Origin of the sequence: Devosia geojensis, assembly GCF_000969415.1 — a bacterium.
Classification (GTDB): Bacteria; Pseudomonadota; Alphaproteobacteria; order Rhizobiales; family Devosiaceae; genus Devosia; species Devosia geojensis.
Window position 1 is genome coordinate 1 of the sequence record NZ_JZEX01000170.1, and the last position, 3,402, is coordinate 3,402.

The 3,402-nt window shown below is 70.2% G+C and carries 4 protein-coding genes; 2 read left to right on the top strand and 2 right to left on the bottom strand.

Annotated features, from left to right (window positions below; genetic code table 11):
- Positions 1-80 precede the first annotated feature (80 nt).
- Positions 81-1,766, bottom strand: a complete 1,686-nt coding sequence (locus tag VE25_RS18950) for a hypothetical protein (RefSeq protein ID WP_046110237.1) — start codon at positions 1,764-1,766, stop codon at positions 81-83.
- A gap of 264 nt (positions 1,767-2,030) precedes the next feature.
- Here VE25_RS18950 and VE25_RS18955 point away from each other — a divergent pair, with 264 nt between their 5' ends.
- The gene (locus VE25_RS18955) at positions 2,031-2,477 is read left to right on the top strand and encodes a response regulator (protein ID WP_046110238.1); all 447 of its coding nucleotides are present in this window, start codon (positions 2,031-2,033) and stop codon (positions 2,475-2,477) included.
- 322 nt (positions 2,478-2,799) lie between these two features.
- Positions 2,800-3,228 carry a hypothetical protein gene (locus tag VE25_RS18960; protein WP_052732088.1) on the top strand — a complete coding sequence of 143 codons (429 nt, stop codon included), beginning with the start codon at positions 2,800-2,802 and terminating at the stop codon, positions 3,226-3,228.
- A 3-nt stretch (positions 3,229-3,231) separates the two neighbouring features.
- On the opposite strand, the gene VE25_RS22490 is transcribed toward VE25_RS18960, so the two are convergent.
- The gene (locus VE25_RS22490) at positions 3,232-3,402 is read right to left on the bottom strand and encodes an MgtC/SapB family protein (RefSeq protein ID WP_280136848.1); all 171 of its coding nucleotides are present in this window, start codon (positions 3,400-3,402) and stop codon (positions 3,232-3,234) included.

Here is a 3,402-nt window from a genome sequence, read left to right on the forward strand (position 1 = left end):
GGGCAGCATTGTGCCTGTGGCAGCATAGTGCCACACCCACCGGCTGTCGCCCCGACGACAACCCGCGCCCCCTCCCCGGCCTAATACCCACCCTCCAGCGCTGCGGGGGGAACGCCGGCGCGGGTGAGGCCTTCGCCGATCTCGGCGATGAGGGTCTCGTCGCGGATGCGCTTGCGCAGCTGCGGCAGGATGCCGTTGACCTTGAAGCCGGCCACGTCCAGCACCTGCGGCAGGAAGCGGTTGACCATGTCGCCATTGCCGCTTTCGAGGGCCGCGAGCGCGGCGAGAACCGGACCGAGCTCGCGGTCGGCCCGTGCAAAGGTCGCCGCGTGCCTGGCGGCGGCGGCGAAATCACGGCCGTGATAGGCCGCCAGCGCCGGGGCGCCGTAATACCAGTCCGGCGGCGGTTGCGGCGTCTTGGCAAGGGTCGTGGCGGCGAGATCGGCGGCGGCCGCGGTGTCGCCCTCGAGCGCCAGCATCAGGGCGAAAGCGGCCATGGCGTCGGCGTTGGCCGGATTGAGCTGCAGCGCCGATCCGTAAGCCTGCCGGGCAAGCTCGCGCTCCCCGCGCGCCTGATGGATGCGGGCCCGCTGCTCCCAGACGAAGCTGCTGAGAGCGCCCTCCTCCATCGCGCCGGCGATGAGCGCCTCGGCCTCGGCGAGCCGGTCGGCATCCTCGGGCGCCGGCGCGCGCGCACTCTCGGCAACCAGGCTGGCGACGGCTGCGCGGGCCATCGCCCCGCCGCGCTGTGTCTCGGGCAGAGCGGCAAAACACGCATCGGCGTCGGTCGCCCCGGTAACGCTGCTAACATCCCGGTAGCGATGGAACAGCATGAGGCACACATAGAGGCTGCGCGGTCCCGCTTGCGCGAGACCCGAGGCGATCCGCACACGCACCGGTTCGTGCAGGGGACCGCGCGAGTTGCCGAGCAGAAGGCTGAGGTCGCGCGAGAGCGTATCGACCGCGCCCAGCCCCGCATCCGCCGCCGGCTCCAGCACATGGCTCCAGACCACCTCCTCGGACGCCGCGTCGGTGAGGATGGCGCTGTACTGCACCCGCCCCTCGTTGCTGCGCGCAATGCCGGTAAGGACGAAATCGCCCGAGGGCACCTCCCCGGCGGGCCATTCGCCGCGTCCGTAGTGGACGGAGATCTCGCCGAACAGACCAAGGTCCGTGGCCAGCTCGACCGCAAGACCGGCAACGATCGCGCCTTCCGCCTCGCTGCCGGTCAGGTTCTGGAAATCGCCGACGGCGACGCGCGGCGGCGCCATGGCGGCGGTGGCGCTTTCCGGCGCGCGCATGGCGAATGCCAGCGCCGCCGCCAGCGCCGCGATGCCCGCGAGCGCCAGATACTCGCGCAGCCACGCGCCCATGCCCGAGGGCGCGGCAGCCGATTCGGTCGGCTCCTCCTCGTCGTTGGACAACGACTGGACGAACCGCGGTACGTAGCGTCCGACCGGCAGCTCGATGCGCAGCGGCTCCCCGCGCCCGGGCCCTTGGTAATATTCGGCAAGGAGCGTGCGCAGCCGGCGCGCTTGCACGCGCACGATAGGATCGGTCTGCGGATCGAACTCGGGCGGCCGCCCGAAGACGTCGACGGCGATGGCATAGGCCTTGATCGCCTCGCCTTCGCCCTCGAGCGTGCGCTCGACGATATAGCTGAGGAGCCGGGAGAGCTGCGGCGAGCGCGCAACCTCCTGCCAGCCCTGGATGCGCTCCAGGGCTGCGTGGACGTGCTCAGCCGTCTGCGGATCGGGCACCGCCATCGTGCCTCTCCTCCCGAGAGGCAAGTTTTGCGATTTACATGTAAAACGCAAGTGGCTTACACGGCTTTACCTTACGCAAGCCTTCGCGCGCCCGCATAAGCGGCTCGCTGATGGATCTGATCCTTGGCTGGCGCTCCTCCCTTCGCCGGTCATCAGCGTCTCCTGACCTCCTCCCGCCTGCCGAAGCACCCCCGGGTGCTCCGGCAGTTGCGGGTTTGTGGTTTTGGCATTTCCGCGCGGCGCGGACGTGGAAGAGGCAAAACGATGACGCTCGCCCTGAACAAGGCGCTCCACCTGGCGCTGGTCGACGACGATGCCCATTCGGCGCGGCTGCTCGCCCGCACGCTCGCGGCGCAGGGCGCGCCGCGCGTCGAATGGCTGGGTGACGCCGAAGAAGCGCTTCGGCGCCTCGCCGAACGGCTTGCCGGACCCGAAAGCGAGCGGCCGGGCCTCCTCATCGTCGACCTCAAGGCGAACAGCACCGCCACCCGCGACTTCATCGCCGCGACCGCCGAGCTGACCGCCAGGGCCGGCCTGCCAGTCGTCGCCATCGTGCCCGATACCGGGGCCGCCGATCGCCAACCGCTGCTGTCGGCGGGCGCAGCCGCCGTCTTCCGCCGGGAGGCCGAACGCGAGGCCTATCGGCGCGAAGCATCCAACATCGTCGGTTTCTGGGCGCGCAACCAGCGCCTGGACGCAGTCGGCATGTAACGCCTGCGTCCACAGGTTGCATGCCCGGCAGGGGGGCCGTTGTACCGGCTCGTCCGGTCCTGCGTTCCCAAGCGGACCTCCTGCCGATTTCTTCCCGCGCGGTCTCGGACGGCACGCGGGAGTGGCAGCCTCGCCCCTTGGCTGTCGACGGGGGGGCGGCATGCGGCTTTCCTCCCGCCGCATGACCGCAAAGAGGGGAGAGGCGATGCGCATTTGTCCCTCCCGCGCGCCCGCGCCTCTCCCCTCCCCCCGCCTCCTTCGACCGCGCTTGACGCGCCCCACGCGCCGCCACATGCTCGCCCGACACTGCTGGAGGTCCCGCATGCGCCGGTTTCCCGCCTTCGTCTGCGCCCTGATGCTCGCCCTGCCCGGCGCCCTTGCCGAGGAGAGCGTCGACCACCCCGTCTTCAACGGCATCGCCTTTTCGCAGGCCCCCGAGGCCGGCAGCGGAGTCTGCTTCGGCCCGGATGCGGCCGAGGCGATGTCCTGCGCGCAGGACAAGTGCATGGCCGAGAGCGGCCTCGGACCGGAGGACTGTGGCGTCAATCTCTGGTGCTGGCCGCACGGGTGGGTGGCGGATGTCTTCATGCAGCACCAGGAAGGCCCGCATTGGCACAGCCTTATCTGCAACGCCAACAGCCGCAAGGAGCTGGACCTGCTGGTCGAGGCCAAATGCGCCGCCGACTATCTCATCGAATGCGCGCCCGTTCGGGTCTGGGACATGGAGGGCAACGAGATCGCCGGGCAATAGCCGCTACTTCTCGTCGTTGTCGCTGACGACGTCGTGCGAGAAACGCCGCAGCACCGCCAGCACCAGAATGGCAAAGAGCGAGACGGCGAGCCCGACGGTGTAGTAGCCGAGCGCGCACGCGACCCCCACCGCCCCGGCCAGCCACATGCCCGCTCCCGTCGTCAGTCCCTGCAC